Below are 23,940 nucleotides of genomic sequence, written 5' to 3' on the forward strand. Positions count from 1 at the left end.
ATTGCATTTAAAGGTTCCTGAAAGATTTATGAGTTTTTAATGTATGAAAAAACGCTAGTCCTAAATTTAATTAATGGACTAGCGTTTCTTATTATAAAGAGTCGATTGTTGCAAAGTATGGTGCTTGACCGTGACGGAAGTAAGTTAAAAGATAGCCATTTTTTTGTACAATTTTGCCTTTTGAAAAATTTTGGTAATCAATGTGATGCGGAATAATAAGCGTATGTTTAAACAACTCTTTTTCGGATAGATTGAAGTTGGCAAATGGCTCACCTGCGATGGCAGGGTTTTCACGTAATGCCGTATAAAGTGCTTTTTGTTGCTCCTCAGTAGGACGCTCCTTCCACCATAATTTACGCGGCTGGAACTGTTGAGCCATTAAATAATCTAGTTGCATTAGGCTTTGAATGATAGTTAAATCAGCACCTTCAACAGTTTCTAAAAACATTAATAAACGAAGGAATAAATCCTCAAGCTGATGTCCGATACGTGACCAACCTTTAGTTTCCCAATAAGTACCGAAGTTTTGGAAGAAATCAAATGGTGTTTCAAACACTTCAGTTACTAAATATTCAATCGTATGATCCAAACGGTGATCGTTCCAGTATTTCTCAAGCACGTCCTCTGCATGTTTAATGCGCACGATATCATCAAATGTTAAGACATTATTAGAGAAAATCTCGTAAGGTGATTGGTCCACATACGTATAGCCATATTTTTCAGCCTCTAGACGAAGGCCTGTACCACGCAGAAGCTTAAGGAATCCAAGCTGTAATTCTTCTGGGCGCATTGCGAAAACGTCATTAAAGGTTTGTCGGAAGCTTGCATAATCCTCCTCTGGTAAACCAGCGATTAAATCTAAATGCTGATCAATCTTTCCACCTTCTTTGACCATCGTCACTGTACGTGTTAGTTTTTCAAAGTTTTGACGGCGCTTCACGAGAGTATTTGTTAAATCGTTCGTTGATTGAACACCGATTTCAAAACGGAAAAGACCTTTTGGTGCGTTATCATTTAAAAACTGGATAACCTCAGGACGCATAATATCAGCGGTAATTTCAAATTGGAACACAACCCCTGGCTTATGTTCATCGATTAAAAACTGGAACATTTCCATTGCATAGCTGCGACTTATATTAAATGTACGGTCAACAAATTTAATAGTACGTGCACCGTTGTCCATCAAGAATCGAATATCTTCTTTTATTTTTTCTCGGTTAAAATAACGAACCCCTACTTCAATAGAAGATAAACAAAATTGACAGCTAAATGGACAGCCGCGACTTGTTTCAATATATTGGATTCGTTTGCTTAGATGAGGGAGGTCCTCCTCGAAACGAAATGGACTTGGCAATTCACGTAAATCAATTTTTGATGCTTGTGCGTGAATTCGTACTTTACCATCTTCTAAGTAGCAAATCCCTGGAACATCCTCCAATGCAATTTCTCCATGCAAATGGCGTAGTAATTGTTTAAAGGAAGTTTCTCCTTCACCCATAATAATGAAATCAACCTCTTCAATTTTACGTAACCAATGGTGGGAATCGTAAGAAACTTCAGGTCCGCCGAGCAAAATTTTAACATTTGGGCAGACAGTTTTTAACATTTTGATGACGTGAATAGTTTCTTCAATATTCCAAATATAGCAGCTGAATCCTACAATATCAGGGTTTTTTTGGAATAAATCTGATACAATATTAAAAGCAGGATCTTTAATTGTATATTCTGCAATGATCGGATTAAATTCTGGTAAAGCAGCACCTTTTAAATAACGCAGTGCTAAATTTGTGTGAATATACTTTGCATTTAAAGTAGTTAAAATAGTATTCATGAAATAATCTTCCTTTCAATTTCTAATTGTAACAGTCAAGTAGCTGTCAAACAATATAATCCTTTTTGCCTATTTATTTTGTGAACAGTTCGTGAAATAATTTTAAATACTTAAATTTACTAAATTTTGTAATAATAGAATCGTGCAGTCATAAAGTATAGTAAAGGCTCAAAATTCGAATAAGGGGTTTTTTACTCTATTGAAAGGTTCGGTGAGAAAGTTGAAGCAAAATGATATTAATCAATGTTTTGGAAATCTTATGACAAGTACTTCGTCACCAACACTTATTCTTAATAAAGTAGGTAAAATTTTAAACATGAATGAGGCTGCAATTAAACTGTTTAACCTCAATTCATCGTATATAGGTTATTTAACAATGGACGAGTCCTCTAATTTAAATTGGGCAAAATTCGTTAAACAATTACAAAGTGATTTGAGATCAGAAGAAATCTTTAATATTCAAACAGCTAGTAATGAGTTTGAAATGATGTCTTTCAAATGTTTTTATGATCCGAACACAGAAGAAATCGTTGCGCAAATTTCAACATTAAATAATGACATAGCTCATGAATTATATGTTAGCCAAGAGCAAGAGAGATCACAATCTTTCCATGCTTATGACCACTTACCGTACGCTGTTATTATAAGTGACGCTAGTGGGATTATTCTTGGGCTAAATAAGTATGCTGAGATGTATTTAAAAATAGAAAAATCACAGCTTCTTCATAAGGCACACCAGCACATCTTTGATACGTTTACACTTAAGAAAGGCCAAATTACTTCATACCTTTCTAAATTGATGGGTGAAAAACATGCAAATATTCATGTAGTTGATGAAACGCAAGTTATGACCCCTTGCTATTATGAAATTTCAAGTATATATGATGAATACAACAATATTATTGTCACAGTCATTAATGATGAAACAGAAAAGAAACAACTTCAACATAAAGTTGAACATCAGCAAGCTTTAAATGTTGTCGGTCAAATGGCCGCAAGTATCGCCCATGAAATCCGTAATCCATTAACTTCTTTAAAGGGCTTTACCGAATTATTAAAGTTAAATGCTGATGAAGAGTCCAGTATGTATTTATCTGTCATCGATAGTGAGCTTCAACGGATGGAACAAATCTTATCCGAGCTTTTAGTATTGTCCAAGCCAACAAGCATGAAAGTAGAATTATTAGAGCTAAATAACATTGTGAAGCAAGTGATTGAGTTTATGCTTCCAGATGCGCTTATGAAAAATATTATGATTCAATACATTTCTCCTTCTACACAAGTATACATTGGTGGCAATGAGAATCGCTTAAAGCAAGTATTCATGAATCTTATTAAAAATGCGATGGAATCCATGAATAATGGTGGAACGATCACAGTAGAAATGACTGCTGACTGTGCAATTGCTGAATTACAGATTAAAGACGAAGGTGTCGGTATGGACAGTGCTACCCTTCAAAACTTATTCCAGCCTTTTTACACGACGAAATCAGCAGGGACAGGACTAGGCCTTGCTTTTGTGAAAAAGGTGATTGAAGAGCATGAAGGTGTAATAGGTGTGAGTAGTGAATTACAAAAGGGGACATGCTTCCACTTACAATTCCCCATTTACTCATTTAATCAGGTGGATACAATGGATGTGTCCACGAAAGATTCTGCTTATTTAGTAACATAAAAAGAGTCAATGTGTACCGTAAACGACATATGAGGCTTAAAATCAAATAATGCTTTTGACAATGCTTTTCTAATATCGCTATAATGGCATGTATAAAAGCGAATTGAAAGGAAAAGGATATGACGTCAGAAGATATAAAGCAATCATTAAAATTATATATCGTATTATCACGTGCACATAAAGCAATCAATGAGACAACCCAACAATTTTTTCAAGAGAATGGACTAAATCCTACTGAATTTGCTGTCTTAGAGCTTCTTTATCATAAAGGAAGACAGCCATTACAGCAAATTGGCAATAAAATTTTGCTTGCTAGTGGGTCTATTACGTATGTCATTGACAAACTTGAAAAAAGAGGATATTTATTACGTGTTTCATGTCCGTCAGATCGCCGTGTTACGTATGCAGAAATTACGGACAAAGGTGAAGCATTTATGGCGGAACTATTTCCAAAGCATGAGCAGCATTTACATGAATTGATGAGTGTGCTATCTATTGAGGAAAAAGATCAAGCTATCACTTTATTAAAAAAATTAGGACTGTCTATTAAGGATTTGTCTTATTAAAAAGGGTTGTCTCAATGAATTTGAGGCAACTTTTTGTGTTGAACAAAAGGCTTTTAGGGAGAGAACGCAGTGAATCTTAAATTTGATTCTATACCCCTTGGAGATTATAGGTTATGGAGAAGGGATGAAGTGAGCGACAAAAGTATCCTGTCCTGCGTAAACGCCCTTGTAAACGCTCCTAGCCGTCCATGGCACAATCCGACCAATCGGAAGGGAAATGAGCCTCACGCTAAGGTATAAACCGTATTAAAAATAACAAAAAGACTGTAGAGCAAACAAGTTTGTCTACAGTCTTTTTTGAATCATTATTTTTTAGAAATAGTTGCAGCCATTTTAAACATAGCATCAGTTAAATCTAGTTCTTCGTTATCGTGAATAGTTAATTTAATAATTAAACCGTCTTTTTCAAAAACAACGCCGATTACTTTTTCTTTGTCATCAACAAAATTTACAACATAACCTTCAATGTTTTTAACACCCTTAAATGGAGCTAGATCCTCAGAAGACAAAGCTGATGGTTCACCAACAGCATTCATATAATCTTGCATAGATTTTTTTACTTCATCATAGCTTGATTGTGAAACATCTTCGATACGCATGAATACTTCAGCATTTTCATTAGAAATTAACATGTCTTTACCAGGTTCTTCTTGAGAAAGTGTGAATCCAGGTAGTTGTTGCATTTTATAGCCTTGATCAGCACTTTTCGATTCGCTTGCTGTTTCAGTTTTTTCTTTGCCTTTTTGTATATAGTTAACTTCTTGTTTTGGTGTATTTGCACTATCTGTAGTGTCAGTTTTGTCTGTAGTATCTTTATCTGTTTCATTTGTAGGCGTTTCTTCTGAGCCATTTACAGTTTTATCCTCAGCTGATGGTTTTTGCTGTTGTTCAGTATTTGATGGCTCATTTTTTTGAACATCAGAATCCTCTGTTTTATCAGATGTATTACATCCTACGACTAAAATGGCTGTTAGTAATAATGCAGGTAGAGAAATTAATTTTTTTTGCATGAAAAGCCCTCCTTTTATTATCAAACGTTGGTAAAGAGAAAATGTTTCCAAATTTTAATGCTATTATGTTAAAGGTAACACTAAAAATAAGAGTAGTACAAAGACTACATGGGATACAATAACCAGTGGCATACTCTTACGCCATTCATATAACAAGCCCCAAATAATGCCGGTTACAAGTGCAGCAACCATACCAAGCATAAAGCCGCTTATTGCAATAGAGATTGCACTTAGAATCGCTGTTACAATGACTGCTAAAGTAGGTTTCATAAAGCGTTTCAGCTGTTGTTGAACATAGCCACGCCAAAAGAGCTCTTCACCAATAGCAACAATGAATACAAGTAGTATATAGTGCCAAATAGTCTGTGGTCCATAATTTGCTAAAAACTTTTGTACTGATTGTACCAATGAACCATTAATATGTGGTGCTAGCCAATAGCCAAAGCGTATAATACCGTATATTATTGTACCGTATCCAATACCGAAAAGTAAAAATTTCCATGTCGGTAACTGATCCTCAATTTTTCCAGTTAAAATGGCAATGGCAATACATACAAGTAAAGTAAATGCATATAGGTGCCAAAATACAGCTTGGTTAGCAAAGGTAAAAGCAAGCATGCCATAAACGAATAATAAAGAAAGGAGCAATATTATTGTTTGTTTCGAATTTGTAAGCATTATTCGACCTCCATGCTTTTAATTTTATCAAAAAAAAAGTCCCTTATCATCTATAAAGACAAATAGGGACTATTCAGACTATTAAGCTTCATTTGTATATAAAATTTTGTAACGTTTATGATTGACGACCGTCTTTTCTTCAATTTCAAGGGAATCGAAATTCTCCATGTATGTTAAATCAACGATCACCGAATTTTCATTTACTTTTTCGACTATACCTTGTAAGCCGTCTTTAAACTCGATAATATTTCCAACTTCAGCTATTTTCACAGACAGTCAGCTCCTTCATCGACTAATAATATACAGTTTGCATGAAAAAATGGAAAACGTAAAGCCTTTTTTGAATAATTCATAATTAATTACACAGAATGCTAAAAAAGAGAGGAATGGAAAAAATGGAAAAATACGAAAATATGCTTAAACAATTACAAAACGGGGAATTGAAAAGTATAGAAATAGATAAGGAACAATTTTATGAGTTCCGAGAAGTACTAGTAAAACATCCTTTATTTAAACATTATAGAGGTGAGGCCAAACAAAATGGACGCGTAATTTATACTTATCAAGAAATTCCAAGAAGCTGATTTGTCGAACATTGTCGTAAGTTAATGCTGTAAGAAATGAAATATAAATGTATAATAATGGTATGATTATTTGTGTGTGGAGGGTTATATGAATGGTCAATCTACTCTTGAAACAAATGGAACAAACTCGTGAGATGATGATTCGCTCAGGTGTAGAGAACGGGTTACAAAATGCGAAAACCATTCAACTGAGTCGCAGATTAGATCAGTTAATGAATACTTATTATAGACAGACAACATTTGAAGAAGAAGAGCGTCAAGAAGATTGAAAGAATGTTCCAGTATTCAGAGTATAAACTTTTTAAATAATATGTTTAAAAAGCATTTGGTGGGGAATACTTATTTTGAACACAGCAACATTCTCATTTCCCCTTTAGAGCAGTGATACCCCATCAACTGCTCTCTTTTTTTTGTCTTCATTACGTTAAGGAAATTGATTTACTCGTATATATGCAGCGCTTAAAGTTTTTAGTACAAGTTAATAAGAGAAGTTTGAATTATCGCACTTATTAAACTACACTTATAGATAAGAATAAGTGCTAATGATTGATCAATTAAAAAAATCAATCATTGCCTTGATCACAAAGGAGTATGTACATATGGGAAAAGAAGGTATTGCATTTGTCGGCACAGGCGTAATGGGTGCTAGTATTATTAAACATTTATTAAAAAATGGTCATGAGGTTACAGTTTTTACACGCTCAAAGGAGAAAGCGGAGCCACTCTTGGCGTTAGGTGCAACTTGGGCAAGTACACCAGCAGAAGCATTTAAACATAAGGAAATTGCTTTTACGATGGTTGGATATCCTGCGGACGTAGAGGAAGTTTATTTTGGAGATAATGGATTATTTCAAACAGCCGAATCTGGCAATATCGTTATTGATATGACCACTTCCGAGCCAACATTAGCAAAGAAAATTTTCGAACATGCTCAAAAAGTTGGAGTAGAAGCGCTGGATGCACCTGTTTCTGGAGGAGATATTGGCGCTCAAAATGGGACATTATCAATTATGGTTGGAGGTAGCCAAGCTACATTCAATAAGGTTTTACCAATTATGAAACATTTCGGTGAAAATATTGTTTATCAAGGAGAAGCTGGTGCAGGGCAGCATGCTAAAATGTGTAATCAGATTGTTATTGCATCTGGAATGATTGGTGTGTGTGAGTCACTGGCTTACGGTTTAAAGGCGGGACTTGATTTACCGACAGTATTGCAATCCATTTCTTCTGGTGCAGCAGGCTCTTGGTCGTTAAGTAATTTAGCCCCTCGCATGATCAAAGGAGATTACGCACCAGGCTTTTATATTAAGCATTTTGTAAAGGATATGAAAATAGCATTAGATGAATCTAAAAAAATGGGGATTACATTGCCAGGTCTAACACTCGCTTATGATATGTATGAAAGGCTAATAGAAGAGGGCTACGGTGAAAACGGTACTCAGGCACTTTTAAAGGCCTATCATTAAAGATTAACAAAACGAAGAATCATAATTTTAGAAAGCCCGAAGTATCATCTTTTGAAAGGATGAGCACTTCGGGTTTTCTTATATAAAGCAGCTCATTAACAATACTGAAAATAGCATGCTTGTTGGTTCTGCCCGTAGAATTCAAGTGGATAAAAATGTCTAATCAATACACTTGAGAAAATAGTTAACTACGGCAGCATTACTCTTTATCAAAAAGTTTTGCGTCTAAAGAAAAACTAGATGCCCCTGCAAGTGCAAAGTATAAGGCCATTGCCGCTAAAGCTAAATCAAATTCATATCCGGCTAAGCCGTTTTCTCCGATAAAGCCAACGCTAAGCTTCGCTGTGAAAATAGCAACGATCATTGTTATTGTCAATAAAGCACCGATAAGTCTTGTACCTAAGCCTAAAATAATGGCTACACCACCGACTAGTTCTATAATGGCAACAATATAAGCCATGAAGCCTGGAATACCAATGGCATCAAAATAATCAGCTGTGAAGCCGATACCTCCCTGAAACTTTTGGAAACCGTGAGTTGCAAAAATAATGCCAAGCACCACACGTAAAATAGTTGAACCGATATTTTGCATAGTTAAATAAACTCCTTTTGTTTTTTAGCTTACATTTCGTAACTTAGTTTATTTTTAAAAACAACTTTTGTCAAGTAACTAAATTTTATTTTTGAAAATGATTTTCGAAAAAATGATATACTCTTATATAAGAACAAAACACATTGGAGGCAGGAAAATTGGATCAAAAAAAAATTTGTCCACGATTTGAAAAAGCACTAAAAATATTAAATCATAGCTGGAACACCCTGCTTATTTATCAGTTATTGGAAGGTCCTCAACGATACTCAACGATAAAAAATAATGTGGGTATTAGCAGTCGTGTGTTAACGGAAAGATTAAAAGAGTTAGAGATTGAGAACATTGTGGAGCGCACAGTTATTCCATCAACACCAGTAGTGATTGAATACAAGCTAACAGAAAAAGGACATGCACTTGCACCGGTCCTTAAAGCAATTGAACAATGGTCTTCTATGTGGGTGAATATAGAAGAATAGTAAGAAGGATATCCAAGCGAGGGGGCTTGGATATTTTTTTAGAGTTGAACAATGGTCAAGGAAAATGATGCTAACTACCGTTCCTCCATCTTGTTGTTGCTACTGTCGCTTCGCACATAAAATACATTGCTGAAGTTTTTTTAGTTTTATTAATTAGCTTTCATACAAGATGATACATGTTATGTGAAGTGATTGATCTTCGTTACGACTGGGCGACTCCTCGGGGATCAGCGATAGAGGAACGAAGGCTAAAAGCATCACGTCCTGTGATAACGCCTTCGTGACCAACATCCTGTTGCCCCAAGCGGCTCATCGGAAGCCCCCAGAAAAGCGCCCAGTTGGAACGGAAATCAATCCCACGCTTTGCGGAAGAATCATACTTTACTCAAAACTTAATTAACAAAATAGTTTTCAAAAAACATATTGATATCCAAGCGTGGAGAGCTTGGATATCTTTTTTATTATGAGTAGCTCGCAGCAAAGGTGGAGATTCGTTCATTTTAGAGTGTTAGTTAAATAAAAATGCATGTATATTGTAAATAGTGTTAATTTTCATTAAATAAAAGGTATTTTTTATTACATGAGGGAATTTATTTAATAATATAGAGAATGGGAGGAGGGTTTTATGAAGCGGAATTCAACAGTAGACGTTCAGCATCGGAGTCAGTTAGCACTTTATTTATCATTGCCAATTTTGTCGTGGGCATTTTATGATTTTGCGAATACAATATTTTCTTCAAATATTAATACGATATTTTTCCCGTTTTATATGGATGAGGTTTTAGGGACGAATGAGGTAATGCAGCAAGTGGCAAGCACGTTTATTTCTTATGCGAATGCGATTGCTAGCCTGTTCCTCGTTGTTTTTTCGCCACTTTTTGGAGTATGGATTGATCAAACAGGCTATAAAAAGAGATTTATAGTATGGTTTGCATCTATTTCTATCTTCTTTACTTTTATGATGGGGATTTTTGCGAATTTACAGACGCCAACAAATTTTTCAGGTGTGCCTCTTAGTTTGTTTTTAGTTGTAGCTAGTTTTATCATCGCAAAATTTTTCTTTAATTCCAGTCTAGTATTTTATGATTCCATGATGGGAGATTTAGGGACAAAAGAGGAAATGCCCCTTATTTCTGGCTATGGGGTAGCGATTGGGTATCTTGGTACAATCTTGGGACTACTTGTTTATTTGTACGTAGGAAACAGTGGTTTCCATCGAGCATTTATTCCGACTGCCATTTTATATTTATTATTTTCTTTGCCATTATTTTTTATTAATAAAGATACACCAATACCAGCGTCTCAACGAAAGCCTATTAAATTTTTAGATGGGTATAAGGAAATTGTTCAAACCTTTAAGGACATGAAGCAATATAAAGCTATTTTCACCTTTATGATTGCTTACTTCTTTTTAAATGATGCAATTGCAACAACTATTGCAATGATGGCTGTATATGCAACAACAATCGTAGGCTTTACTTCAGGTCAATTTATCGTACTTTATTTAGTGTCTACGGTGTCAACTATTATTGGCTCTTTTGCATTTGGTTATATTACAAAAGCAATCGGAGCCAAACGTGCGATAACCATGGTGGCAATATTAATGATAGTTGCTTTAGCATTTGCTGTTTTTGCGACTGAGCAATGGATGTTCTGGCTTGCAGGTAGTATGTTTGGCGTATCGCTAGGATCCATGTGGGTAACATCTAGAACATATATTATTGAATTGTCTCCAGAAGAAAAACGGGGTCAGTTTTTTGGCTTATTTGCATTTTCGGGTAAAGTATCCTCCATTATCGGGCCAGCAGTCTACGGAACCGTTACGTTATGGATGAAAGAATATGGAACGCTAGCAAGTCGTGTTGCGTTATCGACATTAATTGTAATGACGATAATTGGCCTATTGATACATTTAAAAGTCAATGGCTCAAAAGTTGGAGATGATATTAGATAAGACATATACGCATTTCATGTATATTCGGCTGAACGCTTTCCTGAGGGCGTTTGATGAGCCATTTGGCTTTTCGTTTTCTGTATGGTAGTTCACCCGTGTTATGGATGTCGAGCCATGTTAGTGATAAAAATGGAAAAAGCAAGTAGGAGAAATGTATCGCCTATGATACAATTGAATTATAAATAGAAGTTGGATAGAAAGGAGCGGGGTTGCTTTGGAACATAAAGGTATATTATTAGAAAGTGGCACAAATGAGCTAGAAATTGTTGAATTTGAAGTAGCTAATAATAAATTTGGTATTAACGTTATTAAAGTAAAGGAAATTATTCAACCGATTCCAGTAACATTTATTCCACACGCGCACCCGCATGTAGAGGGGATTATTCAATTACGAGGTGAGGTATTACCAGTAGTTGATATGCTCCGAGTATTAGGTATTCAAAGTCAAGAGCGTAGTTCTCAGCAAAAATATATTGTAGCTGAGTTTAATAAACAGCGTGTAGTATTTCATGTAGATAATGTAACACAGATTCACCGAATCTCATGGAATCAAATCGAGAAGCCATCTGATATGTATCAGGGAGGAACATCACAAGTTATCGGTGTTATTAAGCAAAACGAGCAAATGATTTTATTGCTTGATTTCGAGAGAATTATGGTAGACATAAATCCAGACTCTGGTATTAGTGTAGATGCCGTTAAAAAGCTTGGTAAACGTGAGCGTTCTGAAAAACGAATTTTAATTGCAGAAGATTCACCATTACTACGTAAGCTTTTATTCGATACTATGAATGAAGCAGGTTATGAGAATGTTGAATTCTTTGAAAACGGCCATGATGCTTATGAATACCTCCAAGCTATCGTTAAAAGTGGTAGTGATGTAGCCGAGCATATTCAATTAGTTGTGACGGACATTGAAATGCCACAAATGGATGGGCATCATTTAACGCGTAAAATAAAGGAGCATCCAGATCTCCAAAAGCTTCCTGTCATTATTTTCTCAAGCTTAATTACGGATGATCTTCGTCATAAAGGTGACCAAGTAGGTGCAGAGGATCAAATTAGTAAGCCAGAAATTACGGAGCTTATTTTACGAATCGACCAACTTATCATATAAAATAAAATTTTATTATGTTTTTTAAAAGTTGGAAAAGGTACTTCACAATATTAATAATGGGTATCCTGAAAGAATATTAATAATGCAAGAAAGTCGGATGCCTCTTATAGGCTCCGGCTTTTTTTGTATAGATACATGAGGCTAGGAACAAAATAATAAAGTTCTATTTGTTGAGGTGTCTATACAATGTTCATAGATATGTTCACCTCAATATTTAATGTAGATCCATTAATACTATGCATGCGCTAAGGAAGTGATTATTTGAATGAATTAAAAACCGCTATTATCGATATTGGCTCAAACACCGTTCGCTTAGTGTTGTATCGATATGATAAAGATGAGGGACTTCGTGAGATTGGAAATATTAAAACGGTTGCACGTCTACGTACATATTTACAGCCCTCTGGTGAAATGTCTGAAGAAGGTATACAAGTATTAACAGAAACATTATTGACTTATAAAGCAATACTTGATGATTATGAAGTGACTGATGTTAAAGCTGCTGCAACAGCTGCAATCCGTCAGGCAACCAATAGAGAAGAAATACTGACCTTAATGAAAAAACAGACAGGCATTCAAATAGAGCTTTTAACTGAAGAAGAAGAGGCATATTATGGCTTTGTTGCAGTGGCGCATTCTATAGGCACAAAGTCTGCTGTAACGATTGATATTGGTGGCGGTAGTACAGAAATAACGCTATTTGAAAATAAAGAACTACAGAAATCTCATAGTTTTGCGTTTGGTACAGTTTCTTTAAAGCAACGTTTCGTAAAGGGCGAGATTATGAATGGTAGTGAAAAAAAGGAACTTATTGCATTTGTGAAGGAACAGTTCAAATCACTTTCATGGATTCAGAATATCGGTTTACCGATTATTGCTATTGGCGGTAGTGCTCGAAATATTGCCCAAATTCATCAACAAAAACATGCATATCCAATCGCAAGTGTACATGGCTACGAAATGACGCAGGGCAATTTAGATGAGCTTAGTGTATTTTTAAATAATTTAAGCTTTCATGATTTAAAACAGTTAGATGGGCTTTCGACAGATCGTGCGGATATTATCGTTCCTGCATTAGAGGTTTTCAATGTATTAATGGAAGTTGTCGGCAGTAAATTGTTCAAGATAACAAAAAAAGGTTTGCGAGAAGGGCTCATTATACAGCGTATTTTACAAACGGATAAAAGTGCATTTGATAAGTACAATGTGTTTGAGGGAAACGCTAAAAGATTTGCTCGTCGGTATGGTCGTTCCGAAGGAGAAGCGGACTATTTGATGCATTTAACAGATCAATTGTACCGTGAATGTTGCCACTTTGGTTATTTACAACATCATCCTAAAGATTTGCACTTATTGTCGAAAGCGGCGAGGGTGTTTAATATTGGGGAGTATATTGAGTTAAGTTCGGCTAGTCAGCATACTTTTTATTTAATTGCCAACCAATCTATCGAGGGGTTAAGTCATAAGGAACGTGTAAAATTAGCACTTTTAGCTTCGTATAAAAATAAAGATTATTATCAGCGATTCGCTGCTCCGTTTACAGAATGGATGAGTCGTGAGGAGTATCGTAAAATACGAGACTTTGGTGCTTTTTTGAAATTTATCTATGCGTTAAATGTGTCTAAACGAACAATAGTTAAAACTATAAAGATGCAAACAAAAGAGGATTATGTACAGCTTAGCATTTATGTGAAAAACAATGCGGCCGCTGAAAAATACCAAGCAAACCGACAAAAAAAACATCTAGAACGCGCACTAAAGATACCGATAAAAATAAACTTTGTGGAAGTAGGGTTGAACAATTATGACAACTGAAATTACGAATAATCAGTTAAATGAGAAGGAATCAACAGAAATACAAGGTCGATTACTAGAGGAAATCGCTAAACCGCAATACTATAATAACCGTGAATTAAGCTGGCTCGCCTTTAATGAACGAGTTTTAGAGGAAGCAGAGGATATCGATAATCCTCTGCTAGAACGATTGAAGTTTTTAGCAATTTTTAGTTCGAATTTAGATGAATTTTTCATGGTGCGTGTTGCAGGTTTACAGGATCAAGTGCGTGCAGGTTTCCATAAGCCTGAAAATAAGTCAGGCTTAACACCAAAAGAGCAATTAGCGAAAATTGCAGAACGAACGCAAGCCTTAGTGCGCCGACAAACTGAAGTTTACAGACACTTAATTTATGATTTATTACCACAACATAATGTACATATCGCAGACATGAGAGACTTAAATAGTACACAGAAAGCATTTGTCAATGAAATGTTTGCAGAAACAATCTTCCCTGTTTTAACACCCGTAGCTGTAGATGCGTACCGTCCTTTCCCAACTTTGCTTGGTAAAACATTAAATTTACTTGTTTTATTGGAGCAAGATGAAGCGGACATAGAGAATCATGAAAAGGTAGCTATTGTACAAGTCCCATCTGTTTTAGATCGATATATTAAAGTGCCATCAGCAGATGGAGAGACGGTTATTGTCTTATTAGAAGACGTGATTGTAGCGCATATAGAAAAGCTCTTTTATGGTTACAGTGTTAAATCAGCGCAGGCTTTCCGTTTAACACGTAATGCGGATTTAACGATTCATGAAGAAGGCGCAAGAGATTTACTTGTAGAAATCGAAAAAGAGCTGAAAAAACGTAAATGGGGTGTAGGTAGTCGTCTCGAAGTTCGTGAGGGCGAGATGAGTGAGGAAGTTCTAACATACTTACTAGATGAATTCGAAATTGAAGAAACGGATGTTTTCCATATAGATGGGCCGCTAGATTTAACATTTATGTTCTCTTTTGTAAAAGGTATATCTGTTGGTCGAGAACATTTAGAATATGAAAGCTTTATCCCACAGCCACCATTAGATTTGCAATCGGATGAAAATATTTTTGAAAAAGCGCTGCAACAAGATATTTTCTTCCATCATCCATTTGAATCATTTGCGCCAATTGTAGATTTTATTGCAGAAGCGGCCGTTAATCCGAACGTTTTAGCGATCAAACAAACTTTATATCGTGTAAGTGGTAATTCACCCATTATACAAGCCTTAAAGCTTGCAGCAGAAAATGGTAAACAGGTAACAGTTTTAGTTGAATTAAAAGCACGTTTTGATGAAGAAAATAATGTGCTTTGGGCAAAGCAACTTGAGCAAGCTGGCTGCCTTGTTATTTACGGCATGAATAACTTAAAGACACATTCGAAAATAACGCTTGTTGTAAGTCGTCGGAATGGGAAAATTGAGCGTTTTGTTCATCTTGGTACAGGAAATTATAATGATGCAACTGCAAAAATTTACACAGATATGGGTATCATAACGACAGATAAGGAATTTGGCATTGATGCCACTAACTTCTTTAACTATTTAAGTGGTTATACAGAGAAACCAACTTTTAATCATTTAGTTGTAGCCCCGTTTGATATTCGAGATGAATTTATCCGCTTAATGGATGAGGAAATTGCCTGTCATAAGAAGCATGGTAATGGTTTTATTCGAGCTAAAATGAATTCACTAACGGACAAAGACTTAATGATGAAGTTATATGAGGCATCCATTGCAGGTGTGAAAGTAGAGTTGATCATTCGTGGTATTTGTTGCATCAGACCAGGCATCCCTGGAATTAGTGAAAACATAACAGTAACGAGCATTGTAGGTCGTTTCCTTGAGCACTCGCGTATTTATTGGTTCCATCATAATGGGGAAAATAAAGTATATTTGTCTTCGGCGGATATGATGACTCGTAATATGATTAAACGTGTGGAAATTTTATTCCCAGTATATGCAAGTGAAGCCAAAGCTCGTATTATTAACATTATGAATACACAACTTGAGGATACAGCAAAAGCTCGTATTCAAGACTCCAATGGAAAGTATCATTATAAAGAATTTAATCGTGGTGAAGATCCAATTAATAGTCAGGAAATTTTCCTAAAGGATGCACTAAAACCTACGCTAGACGAAGAATAAGCAAACACGCTACTTAGTGAGGGATATAATGAAAAAATATAAAGAGAATGTAGCGCAATTTGCAGACTATCATCAAATCATACAACTTAATCCATTTGATGCGGTCGTATGTTTGAGAAAAGTGGGTACAAAAGCGTTTGAGGTCGTTAATTTTAACGATAAACTACCGTCATTTTTGACGCTACAAGATGTGAAAGCTACCAACGCTGAACAATTTTTTACGGAGCAATGCTGGCTACAATTATCGAATATAGTACAACAACAATTGAATCTAGAGCAAAGGCTAGAAATATGTACGGAACACAAAGTAAAAACATTTGCTGTTCGTGTACAGCACTTAGAAAATTCAGTTGTAGCAGTTATTCTACGTGAGCTGCAAAATGAAGTAGAACCTTATTTGCAATTTGTGGAACAGCACGTATGTCCGGTGTTAACAACTGATTTACAAGGTCGCATTATTCATCAAAACGTTGCTGCCACTTCTCAGTTGTTAAAAGAACAACAAAGCTTGATCGGACAAAATATTTTTTCATTATTAGAGAGCAAGTATATCGACGAATTTAAATTACTATTTGCAAAAACTATTGAGGGCTCAGCATTTGGTATGCCAGAATGCTTGTTTAAACAACGACTGTTAAGTAAAGAACCATTTTATTTACGAACGCATCCAACATACTTTAATGGTGAAATTATAGGTGTACATTTATTTGTGAAAGACGCAACCTCATTTATGAATGATCATCAGGCCTTTTATTACCTAGCGTTAATGGACGAATTAACGGGTATTTGGAATCGTAAGGCTTTAAAGGAACAGTGGCTTCAACATTTAAATGATAAAAAGCAAAATAAGCAAGCAGCTATTATTTTGATGGATATTGATCGTTTTAAAAAATTTAATGAATCCCTTGGCGAAAGTAAGGGTGATGAACTTATACGAATGTTTAGCCAAAGACTTCGTGAGCTCTGTCACTCCAAATGCTCGTTTTATCGTTATAATAGCGATGAATTTATTTTTGTTCTAAAAGATGCAACAGTCGACAAAATTGAACAGACGTCTAACGCTATTTTAGATGCATTAAAACAGCCATTCATGATTGACGGGCAGGAATATTTTATTAGCGTGTCGATTGGTATCTCCCTTAGTCCAGCGGATGGCAAAGATTTAGAAACACTTATACGTAAAGCAGATAAAGCATTATTTTCTGTAAAAGAGCATGGTCGTTCACACTACCGTTACTATCGTGAAGATACGACAACTATTTTTCCAAATGAAGCACTAATGGAGGCGCATTTACGTCGTGCTATCGAATTTAACGAACTAAGTATTCATTTACAGCCACAAATGGATTTAGCGAATAACAGTATTAATAGCTTTGAGGCATTATTACGATGGAATAACCGGAAATTTGGCTTTGTGTCTCCTGCACAGTTTATACCCATTGCAGAGGCATCAGGCTTAATCATTGAAATCGGGGATTGGATTATTGACGAGGTGTGTCGCTATCAAAAAGAGTGGCAGATGAATGGCTATCGACCAGTACGAATTGCTATCAATATTTCGCCAAAACAATTTAGAAAAGAAAACTTTGCTCGGAAAATTAAAGCGGCCTTGAAAAAATATAATGTGCCACCTGAATTATTAGAGGTGGAAATTACCGAAAGCTCCATGACGAATGTCCATGAAACATTTTCAATTTTAACCGAATTGAAGCAGCTAGGTGTTTATGTTTCCGTTGATGATTTTGGAACGGGGTATTCATCTTTAAGCTATTTAAAACGTTATCCGATAGATATTATAAAAATTGACCAATCGTTTATAGCGGATATTACTAAAGATGATAAAAATGAGGCCATTATTAAAGCCATTATTTCAATGTCCCATAATTTAGGGTTGGAGGTCGTAGCAGAAGGAATCGAGGAACTATCACAGGTCGATTTTCTAAAACGCCACCAATGCCAAAAAGGACAAGGCTATTTATATAACAAGCCATTACCAGTAGAAACCATTGTTAATAAATATTTTGTTAGCTAAAGCCAACAAACAAAGTAGCACTTCATCCAATTATTCATGATGAAGTGCTACTTTGTTGTAGAGCTTTGGGAAGTGAGTAATACCCGGTCATTTCTCCGAGCGATTCATGCTCATGCACTTTCCACCTATGCAACCTCTAATAGTTATTTATTTTCTGCTTTTAATCCTTCAAGCACAATAGCTGTAAATTGCGCCATTTCCACTGATAAATTGAAGTCTTCATTATGAATTAACCAATCATAGACATTTGCACGCATACAACGCTGAATAATAGCCTGCACTTGAGTAAGCTGCAAATCTTGACGAAATTCTCCGAGCCGAATGCCATCCTCTAAATAAGTATTAATTATTTGGAATATCTTTCTTTGTGGACTAATTAAATAATGATCTTGTTCCACTTGACTTGTCATCGCTGCAGTATAGACTGTACGCAATAAATCCTTGCCCACAACGTTCGTTAAATACTTCATTTGCTCTTGATAAAGCGTTAAAATTTTTTCACTTGTTGGTAAAGAAGAGTCGATCTTTTTTTCTACAGTGCTATAAAAACGATCTAGTTCCTTAAATTTTTCTAAAATAACATCGTATTTAGATGGAAAATAAGTGTAAAATGTTCCTTTTGATACATGGCATGCTTTCGTAATTTGTTCAATGGATACATGCTCAAATCCATGTTTATTAAATAAATCTAAAGATGTTTTAAGTAATTTTTCCCGTGTTTCTAATGCCTTTTTTTGACGGCTCGTTAGTGGATTCATGTTCTCATATTCCTCCGAATCAAGATGTTTTTATAAAAATCTGAAAATATAAAAATTTTTATTGACGATATGGAATTATTTTGATTATGATTTAATTGACTAAGGTCAATGACTGCGGTCATTTGGATTTTATCGTACTAATGTTACGATAAAAGATTGGAGTTGGCTAGTGCACATTTGGTTTTTAAGGAAGAATGGGCCTGTAGCTTTTTAAGATTAAAAATTAAACAAATTTAAAGGGGGACAATAAATATGACAACAGCACATGAGGTTAAAACATTAACGCATTTCATTGGTGGAGAGCTTGTGGAAGGAAAAAGTAGTCGCTTTGGTTCTGTATACAATCCTACGACGGGTGAGGTGATTGCCAAGGTGCCACTTGCAACTGTAGAAGAAACTAGGGAGGCAATTGATAAGGCACAGGCAGCACTCCCTCAATGGAGAGATACGTCAGTAGCTAAACGTGCTGAAGTTGTATTAAAGTTCCGTAATCTTATTACTGAAAATATGGAGGAGCTTTTACAAATTATTTGTACAGAGAGCGGCAAAACAATTGAGGATGCGAAAGGTGAAATTACACGTGGTTTGGAGTCCGTTGACTTAGCTATTAGTGCACCTCATTTAATGAAGGGGGAGTATTCTGTCAATGTCGGTGGTCAGATTAATGCCTACTCTGCAAAATATCCATTAGGTGTAGTAGCGGCTATTTCGCCATTTAACTTCCCAATTATGGTGCCTTTAGCGCAAACAAGTATGGGAATTGCTGTCGGCAATGCAGTTATTTTAAAAGCTTCCGAGCGTGTTCCTATGACTGCCTTGTATGTGAGTGAGCTTTGGAAAAAAGCTGGGTTACCAGATGGTATTTGGACGGTAGTAAATGGAGATAAAGATGCAGTGAATGAGCTTTTAGAAAACCCGATTGTGCAAGCAATTTCATTTGTAGGATCGACACCAGTTGCCAAATATATTTATGAAACAGGCTCGAAATACGGTAAACGTGTTACCGCACTTGGTGGAGGGAAAAACAATATGGTTGTGATGCCTGATGCAGATCTTGACCAGGTAGCAAATGCATTTATCGGGGCAGCTTATGGAGCAGCCTCTCAGCGTTGTATGGCCATTTCTACGATTATGCCTGTTGGAAAGGATACAGCAGATCGTCTTGTTGAAATCTTAAAGGAGAAAATCGCTAATTTGAAGGTAGGTTCATATACAGATCCAGAGACAGATTTTGGGCCTGTCATTTCACAGCAATCGAAAGAAGCGATTATTGCGGCTATCGAACGAGGTGAGTCTGAAGGTGCAACAGTTATTTGTGATGGTCGCGAACTTGATATTGTCAAAGAGTCAAAAGGATTCTTTGTAGGACCAACTTTGCTAGACAACGTAAAACCAGGCATGGAAATTTATGATCAAGAAATATTTGGTCCAGCTCGAAATGTTGTACGTGTTGATTCCTTGGACGAAGCCATCCAACTTATTAATAAGCATGAACTTGGAAATGGGGTCACAATCTTTACGAATGATGGTTTAGCAGCCCGTAAATTTACAACAGAAATCGATGTTGGTATGGTGGGCGTGAATGTACCAATTCCTATTCCAGTTGGTTACCATAACTTTGCTGGATTTAAAGGTTCTCGCTTTGGAGAAGGCCATATGTTTGGTCCAGATCAAGCACGCTTCTTCACAAAAACAAAAACAATATCAGAACGTTGGATGACAGGTCAGGCATCGACAGCATCTACGTTTGCATTCCCAAGTAATAACGACTAATACAAATGAAGAGCTGTATTCGTTTACAGCTCTTTTTAAATGGCTCAAATCCTAGGTAAGATCCTTTATTCTCAGGAGGGATTGCATGAAAGGAAAAACAGTTTTTATTACTGGGGCAGCTCGTGGTATCGGGTTATCCATGGCATTAGCGTTTGCTGAGCAGGGAGCGAATGTAGTGATAACAGATATAAATGAACAGCTTTTAGCAGAGGCAATTAAGCATAATCCGCAATTAACTGCATACACATGCGATGTTACAAATGAACAGGCAATATGTGATGCGATTGACTTTACTGTTAAAAATTTTAAGACAATAGATGTTTTAATCAACAACGCAGGGTTTCAGCATGTTTCTCTTATAGAGGATTTCGCGACAGAAATCTTCGAATCCATGCAAAAAGTGATGCTTGTTGCGCCTTTTATAGCGATGAAATATGTCTTACCACATATGAAGAAAAATAAGTATGGACGCATTATTAATATGGCATCTATTAATGGCGTTATTGGGTTTGCAGGTAAAGCTGGATACAATGCCGCAAAACATGGGCTTGTCGGTTTAACGAAAGTGGCTGCACTAGAGGTTGCAACTAAGGGGATAACCGTGAATGCTATTTGTCCAGGGTATGTCGATACAGAGTTAGTGCGTAATCAGTTTACGGATTTGGCAAAGACAAGGGGAATTCAAGTAGAAGAAGTGCTTGAGCAGGTGCTATATCCACTCATCCCTCAAAAACGCTTACTAGATGTATCGGAAGTTACAGGACTTGCGCTTTACTTAGCTAGTGATATGGCAAAGGGTATAACAGGTCAAGCAATACTTTTGGATGGCGGTTATACAGCACAATAGCTTAGGAGGGATAAATATGATTCAAACAAAAACAATCTATACAGTTCATTCACCAGGAACAATCGTTTATGGACGAGATTCTTTTGAAGAAGTAGGCGTATATGCAAAAAAATTAGGGACTAAGGCTCTTATCATTAGTGATCCGATCATGGAACGCTTAGGCTTTGTTAATCAATGTAGCACATTCTTAAGAGACAATGGATTGGAAACGTTTTCTTATTTAGGCGTAACAACGGAACCAGTGGATACGTATGTAGCGGAGGGGCTCCATATTTTACAGTCTGAGGGTTGTGATCTTATTATTTCCGTCGGTGGAGGGAGCTGTATCGATACAGGGAAAGCTATCACAGTAGTCGCAACGAATGGTGGTTATATTGGCGATTATATGAAGATGGCAAAAATTGCAGAGCAAGCACCGATTCCACATATCGCAATACCGACAACAGCGGGAACTGGCTCAGAAGCAACAGATGCAACCGTCATTACTAATACGAATAATGAAGTAAAAATGATGATTAAGCAGCCCGCATTTATGCCAAACATAGCTATTGTTGACCCGATTTTAACGGTTACATCTCCACCATCTATCACTGCGGCGACTGGTATCGATGCGTTAAGTCATGCCATTGAAAGTTATTTATCTCGTTTAGCACATCCGTACTCGAATGCCCTTGCATTATCAGCTATGGAGCTAATTGTTAATAATATTTTAAAAGTTTATGAGCAAGGTAACAATATTGATGCGCGGGAAGCGATGTCACTAGGCTCAATGCAAGCAGGTCTTTCATTCTCAAATGCTTCTGTCGCTTTAGTACATGGCATGTCTCGTCCAATAGGAGCGCTATTCCATGTACCACATGGAATTTCAAATGCCATGCTTCTCCCGGCAGTATTAGAATTTTCAAAGGATACTTGTGTCGATCGGCTAGCGGATCTCGGTAAGTTTTTCAATAAAGATAATGAACTGTTATCTCAAGAAGAGCTTGCCGATTTAGCTATTGTTTCTATAAAGGAAATGTGCAAGAAGATGGATATAGGTAATTTAAAACAATGGGGAATTGATGAAAAAGCGTTTTACGATGCTATTCCGAAAATGGCAACTGATGCAATTGCCAGCGGTAGCCCCGGAAATAACCCTAAAGTTCCAACCCAAGAAGAGTTAATGGAGCTTTATAAAATTGCTTACCATTATGAGTTTTAGGAATTCGAAATGAGACTGTCTAAAATAGAGTTACAAATTCATATGTAATTTGTAACTCTATTTTTTTATTGATTAGGAAAAATATTCCAATCCGTTAATGGATGTGTTATAAAGGAAGCTACTAGAGCGAGTAATCAAGGTTAATGGGGGGGAATACTCGCGCGGAAGAGGAGAAAATACCCGCGCGAGGCGGTGAAATACTCGCGGAAGAGGAGAGAATACCCGCGCTTAGAGGTGAAATACCCGCGGAAGGGAAGCGAATACCCGCGCTTAGCGGTGAAATACCCGCGGAAGAGAAGAGAATACCCGCGCGTAGGTGAAATACTTGCGGAAGAGGAGAGAATACCCGCGCTTAGCGGTGAAATACTCGCGGAAGAGAAGAGAATACCCGCGCGTAGGTGAAATACCCGCGGAAGAAAAGCAAATACCCGCGCGCAACAATAAAATACCCGCGAATACCCTGCAACATAAGAATCCCAGCTAGAAGAACCTTTCAATCTTGCATCCTCTCCATAGGTTTGTAGAATTAATATGACATATTCAAGAAAATATAGTAATATTTAAGTGAATCATCATTCATTTTTACAAAGGGGGAAACTGTATGTTGCAGGGGAAAACAATTATTATTACTGGTGGATCTAGTGGAATGGGGCTTTATATGGCGAAGCAATTCGTTGCTGAAGGGGCAAATGTTGTCATTACAGGTCGTAATGAGGAGCGGCTAGCAGAGGCGAAAGCTTTTATTTTAGAGGCGGGAAAAACGATTGAAACATTTCAAATGGATGTTCGCGTGCCTGAGCATGCGGAGGCGATGCTAGCATTTGCTGTTGAAAAGTTTGGACAGGTTGATGGGCTTGTGAATAATGCAGCTGGTAATTTTATTGTGCGTGCAGAGGATTTATCTCCTAATGGTTGGAAGGCTGTTGTTGATATCGTTTTAAATGGGACATTCTTTTGTTCTTCTACGGTCGGTAAGTATTGGATCCAAAATAATATTAAAGGTTCTATTCTTAATATGGTTGCAACTTACGCATGGAATGCAGGTGCTGGTGTTGTTCATTCGGCAGCAGCGAAAGCAGGTGTATTGTCATTGACTCGAACGTTAGCTGTTGAATGGGGGAAACAATATGGCATTCGAGTAAATGCAATTGCTCCAGGTCCAATTGAGCGTACAGGTGGTGCAGATAAGCTTTGGGAGTCAGAGGCTGCAGCGGCTCGTACATTGGACTCTGTTCCGTTAGGTCGTACAGGTACGCCTGAAGAAATTGCTGATTTAGCAACATTTATGATGTCTGATAAAGCAAGATATATGAATGGGGAATGTGTGACACTTGATGGTGGGCAATGGCTCAATCAGTATCCATTCTAAAATAAATATTTTTGCATAATGGAGAGCTGGATTGACGCATACTAAGGGCA

At 36.6% G+C, this 23,940-nt stretch carries 21 protein-coding genes; 15 read left to right on the top strand and 6 right to left on the bottom strand.

The window, feature by feature from the left end:
* Positions 1 to 91: 91 nt before the first annotated feature.
* Complete coding sequence (locus B1B04_RS01865) at positions 92 to 1,831, bottom strand: B12-binding domain-containing radical SAM protein (RefSeq protein ID WP_079559635.1); 1,740 nt, start codon at positions 1,829 to 1,831, stop codon at positions 92 to 94.
* 211 nt (positions 1,832 to 2,042) lie between these two features.
* Between B1B04_RS01865 and B1B04_RS01870 the strand changes: the two genes are divergently transcribed.
* On the top strand, positions 2,043 to 3,506 hold the full coding sequence (locus B1B04_RS01870; RefSeq protein WP_240518176.1) for a PAS domain-containing sensor histidine kinase: 1,464 nt from the start codon (positions 2,043 to 2,045) through the stop codon (positions 3,504 to 3,506).
* Between the two features lie 119 nt (positions 3,507 to 3,625).
* Positions 3,626 to 4,072 carry a MarR family winged helix-turn-helix transcriptional regulator gene (locus B1B04_RS01875; RefSeq protein ID WP_079559637.1) on the top strand — a complete coding sequence of 149 codons (447 nt, stop codon included), beginning with the start codon at positions 3,626 to 3,628 and terminating at the stop codon, positions 4,070 to 4,072.
* A gap of 305 nt (positions 4,073 to 4,377) precedes the next feature.
* Here B1B04_RS01875 and B1B04_RS01880 read toward each other — a convergent pair whose 3' ends face one another.
* The 3 genes from B1B04_RS01880 to B1B04_RS01890 all read right to left on the bottom strand — a co-directional run bounded on the left by B1B04_RS01880 (position 4,378) and on the right by B1B04_RS01890 (position 6,030).
* Positions 4,378 to 5,082 (bottom strand): hypothetical protein, encoded by a 705-nt coding sequence (locus B1B04_RS01880; RefSeq protein ID WP_079559638.1) that lies wholly within the window; start codon positions 5,080 to 5,082, stop codon positions 4,378 to 4,380.
* A gap of 63 nt (positions 5,083 to 5,145) precedes the next feature.
* Complete coding sequence (locus tag B1B04_RS01885; protein ID WP_079559639.1) at positions 5,146 to 5,760, bottom strand: CPBP family intramembrane glutamic endopeptidase; 615 nt, start codon at positions 5,758 to 5,760, stop codon at positions 5,146 to 5,148.
* An 81-nt stretch (positions 5,761 to 5,841) separates the two neighbouring features.
* Positions 5,842 to 6,030 (bottom strand): YkvS family protein, encoded by a 189-nt coding sequence (locus tag B1B04_RS01890; RefSeq protein ID WP_053483503.1) that lies wholly within the window; start codon positions 6,028 to 6,030, stop codon positions 5,842 to 5,844.
* Positions 6,031 to 6,155: 125 nt separating this feature from the next.
* On the opposite strand from B1B04_RS01890, the gene B1B04_RS01895 reads away from it, so the two are divergent.
* From B1B04_RS01895 to B1B04_RS01905, 3 genes are all read left to right on the top strand, one after another.
* Positions 6,156 to 6,344 carry a hypothetical protein gene (locus B1B04_RS01895; protein WP_079559640.1) on the top strand — a complete coding sequence of 63 codons (189 nt, stop codon included), beginning with the start codon at positions 6,156 to 6,158 and terminating at the stop codon, positions 6,342 to 6,344.
* Positions 6,345 to 6,436: 92 nt separating this feature from the next.
* The gene (locus B1B04_RS01900) at positions 6,437 to 6,613 is read left to right on the top strand and encodes an aspartyl-phosphate phosphatase Spo0E family protein (protein ID WP_079559641.1); all 177 of its coding nucleotides are present in this window, start codon (positions 6,437 to 6,439) and stop codon (positions 6,611 to 6,613) included.
* 330 nt (positions 6,614 to 6,943) lie between these two features.
* Positions 6,944 to 7,810 carry an NAD(P)-dependent oxidoreductase gene (locus tag B1B04_RS01905; protein ID WP_079559642.1) on the top strand — a complete coding sequence of 289 codons (867 nt, stop codon included), beginning with the start codon at positions 6,944 to 6,946 and terminating at the stop codon, positions 7,808 to 7,810.
* A gap of 199 nt (positions 7,811 to 8,009) precedes the next feature.
* Here the strand turns inward: B1B04_RS01905 and B1B04_RS01910 are convergent, their stop codons facing one another.
* Entirely contained in the window at positions 8,010 to 8,402 is a 393-nt protein-coding gene (locus tag B1B04_RS01910; protein ID WP_079559643.1) for a DoxX family protein, read from the bottom strand.
* 158 nt (positions 8,403 to 8,560) lie between these two features.
* Between B1B04_RS01910 and B1B04_RS01915 the strand changes: the two genes are divergently transcribed.
* The 6 genes from B1B04_RS01915 (at position 8,561) to B1B04_RS01940 (ending at position 17,942) form a co-directional block, all read left to right on the top strand.
* The gene (locus tag B1B04_RS01915; protein WP_079559644.1) at positions 8,561 to 8,878 is read left to right on the top strand and encodes a winged helix-turn-helix transcriptional regulator; all 318 of its coding nucleotides are present in this window, start codon (positions 8,561 to 8,563) and stop codon (positions 8,876 to 8,878) included.
* Positions 8,879 to 9,503: 625 nt separating this feature from the next.
* A complete protein-coding gene (locus B1B04_RS01920; protein ID WP_079559645.1) occupies positions 9,504 to 10,832 on the top strand; it encodes an MFS transporter in 1,329 nt (442 codons plus the stop codon).
* 214 nt (positions 10,833 to 11,046) lie between these two features.
* Complete coding sequence (locus tag B1B04_RS01925) at positions 11,047 to 11,949, top strand: chemotaxis protein (protein WP_079559646.1); 903 nt, start codon at positions 11,047 to 11,049, stop codon at positions 11,947 to 11,949.
* A 261-nt stretch (positions 11,950 to 12,210) separates the two neighbouring features.
* Positions 12,211 to 13,764 carry a Ppx/GppA phosphatase family protein gene (locus B1B04_RS01930; RefSeq protein WP_079559647.1) on the top strand — a complete coding sequence of 518 codons (1,554 nt, stop codon included), beginning with the start codon at positions 12,211 to 12,213 and terminating at the stop codon, positions 13,762 to 13,764.
* A complete protein-coding gene (locus tag B1B04_RS01935) occupies positions 13,754 to 15,910 on the top strand; it encodes an RNA degradosome polyphosphate kinase (RefSeq protein WP_079559648.1) in 2,157 nt (718 codons plus the stop codon). Before B1B04_RS01930 ends, B1B04_RS01935 begins: the two co-directional genes overlap by 11 nt.
* 28 nt (positions 15,911 to 15,938) lie before the next feature.
* Positions 15,939 to 17,942 carry a GGDEF and EAL domain-containing protein gene (locus B1B04_RS01940; protein WP_079559649.1) on the top strand — a complete coding sequence of 668 codons (2,004 nt, stop codon included), beginning with the start codon at positions 15,939 to 15,941 and terminating at the stop codon, positions 17,940 to 17,942.
* A 143-nt stretch (positions 17,943 to 18,085) separates the two neighbouring features.
* Here B1B04_RS01940 and B1B04_RS01945 read toward each other — a convergent pair whose 3' ends face one another.
* On the bottom strand, positions 18,086 to 18,700 hold the full coding sequence (locus B1B04_RS01945; RefSeq protein WP_079559650.1) for a TetR/AcrR family transcriptional regulator: 615 nt from the start codon (positions 18,698 to 18,700) through the stop codon (positions 18,086 to 18,088).
* Between the two features lie 252 nt (positions 18,701 to 18,952).
* Between B1B04_RS01945 and B1B04_RS01950 the strand changes: the two genes are divergently transcribed.
* From B1B04_RS01950 to fadH, 4 genes are all read left to right on the top strand, one after another.
* Entirely contained in the window at positions 18,953 to 20,473 is a 1,521-nt protein-coding gene (locus B1B04_RS01950) for a CoA-acylating methylmalonate-semialdehyde dehydrogenase (protein ID WP_079559651.1), read from the top strand.
* An 85-nt stretch (positions 20,474 to 20,558) separates the two neighbouring features.
* Entirely contained in the window at positions 20,559 to 21,320 is a 762-nt protein-coding gene (locus tag B1B04_RS01955) for a 3-hydroxybutyrate dehydrogenase (protein WP_079559652.1), read from the top strand.
* A 16-nt stretch (positions 21,321 to 21,336) separates the two neighbouring features.
* Positions 21,337 to 22,521 (top strand): iron-containing alcohol dehydrogenase, encoded by a 1,185-nt coding sequence (locus tag B1B04_RS01960; protein WP_079559653.1) that lies wholly within the window; start codon positions 21,337 to 21,339, stop codon positions 22,519 to 22,521.
* A 601-nt stretch (positions 22,522 to 23,122) separates the two neighbouring features.
* Positions 23,123 to 23,890, top strand: a complete 768-nt coding sequence (gene fadH, locus B1B04_RS01965) for a 2,4-dienoyl-CoA reductase (RefSeq protein WP_079559654.1) — start codon at positions 23,123 to 23,125, stop codon at positions 23,888 to 23,890.
* The last annotated feature ends 50 nt before the right edge of the window (positions 23,891 to 23,940 follow it).

It is taken from the genome of Lysinibacillus sp. KCTC 33748 (assembly GCF_002237755.1).
GTDB lineage: Bacteria > Bacillota > Bacilli > Bacillales_A > Planococcaceae > Lysinibacillus.

What these genes read in the sequence shown, in the direction of transcription:
- B1B04_RS01865 (WP_079559635.1), bottom strand. Translation starts at nt 1,831, where the DNA reads ATGAATACTATTTTAACTACTTTAAATGCAAAGTATATTCACACAAAT.
- B1B04_RS01875 (WP_079559637.1), top strand. Translation starts at nt 3,626, where the DNA reads ATGACGTCAGAAGATATAAAGCAATCATTAAAATTATATATCGTATTA.
- B1B04_RS01880 (WP_079559638.1), bottom strand. Translation starts at nt 5,082, where the DNA reads ATGCAAAAAAAATTAATTTCTCTACCTGCATTATTACTAACAGCCATT.
- B1B04_RS01885 (WP_079559639.1), bottom strand. Translation starts at nt 5,760, where the DNA reads ATGCTTACAAATTCGAAACAAACAATAATATTGCTCCTTTCTTTATTA.
- B1B04_RS01895 (WP_079559640.1), top strand. Translation starts at nt 6,156, where the DNA reads ATGGAAAAATACGAAAATATGCTTAAACAATTACAAAACGGGGAATTG.
- B1B04_RS01900 (WP_079559641.1), top strand. Translation starts at nt 6,437, where the DNA reads ATGGTCAATCTACTCTTGAAACAAATGGAACAAACTCGTGAGATGATG.
- B1B04_RS01905 (WP_079559642.1), top strand. Translation starts at nt 6,944, where the DNA reads ATGGGAAAAGAAGGTATTGCATTTGTCGGCACAGGCGTAATGGGTGCT.
- B1B04_RS01910 (WP_079559643.1), bottom strand. Translation starts at nt 8,402, where the DNA reads ATGCAAAATATCGGTTCAACTATTTTACGTGTGGTGCTTGGCATTATT.
- B1B04_RS01920 (WP_079559645.1), top strand. Translation starts at nt 9,504, where the DNA reads ATGAAGCGGAATTCAACAGTAGACGTTCAGCATCGGAGTCAGTTAGCA.
- B1B04_RS01935 (WP_079559648.1), top strand. Translation starts at nt 13,754, where the DNA reads ATGACAACTGAAATTACGAATAATCAGTTAAATGAGAAGGAATCAACA.
- B1B04_RS01940 (WP_079559649.1), top strand. Translation starts at nt 15,939, where the DNA reads ATGAAAAAATATAAAGAGAATGTAGCGCAATTTGCAGACTATCATCAA.
- B1B04_RS01945 (WP_079559650.1), bottom strand. Translation starts at nt 18,700, where the DNA reads ATGAATCCACTAACGAGCCGTCAAAAAAAGGCATTAGAAACACGGGAA.
- B1B04_RS01950 (WP_079559651.1), top strand. Translation starts at nt 18,953, where the DNA reads ATGACAACAGCACATGAGGTTAAAACATTAACGCATTTCATTGGTGGA.
- B1B04_RS01955 (WP_079559652.1), top strand. Translation starts at nt 20,559, where the DNA reads ATGAAAGGAAAAACAGTTTTTATTACTGGGGCAGCTCGTGGTATCGGG.
- B1B04_RS01960 (WP_079559653.1), top strand. Translation starts at nt 21,337, where the DNA reads ATGATTCAAACAAAAACAATCTATACAGTTCATTCACCAGGAACAATC.
- fadH (WP_079559654.1), top strand. Translation starts at nt 23,123, where the DNA reads ATGTTGCAGGGGAAAACAATTATTATTACTGGTGGATCTAGTGGAATG.